1 protein-coding gene is annotated in these 248 nt (G+C 33.1%); it reads right to left on the bottom strand.

Features of this window, described 5'->3' with window-relative positions:
• Window positions 1-94: helix-turn-helix domain-containing protein (locus SB717_RS38360; protein WP_410908444.1), on the bottom strand; the 94-nt coding region annotated here is incomplete at its 3' end.
• Between the last annotated feature and the right edge of the window lie 154 nt (window positions 95-248).

Here is a 248-nt window from a genome sequence, read left to right as displayed (position 1 = left end):
ATACAAATCGACTACAACCAATCGTTTTCACAATTAAGATTTCTTGTATTTTATTAGGGTAGATCCGAAATTTATATGCTTTATTTATTAACATTGATTGCACCTCACTTTCTAGCGTTCTCCTTAATAGGATACAAAATAAGTAGGCTTACACCTACCGACATTCATCTCCCACTTAAAATTGGTGTTTCACACCTTCACATTTTTGAGGAAGGAGTCTTCTGTCGGAAAATGATAAAAAAATAACC

It is taken from the genome of Priestia sp. SIMBA_032 (assembly GCF_046535215.1).
GTDB classification, from domain to species: domain Bacteria; phylum Bacillota; class Bacilli; order Bacillales; family Bacillaceae_H; genus Priestia; species Priestia aryabhattai.
The sequence above is the reverse complement of the archived record's forward strand: the minus strand, read 5'-3'. Positions and strand labels throughout refer to the sequence as shown.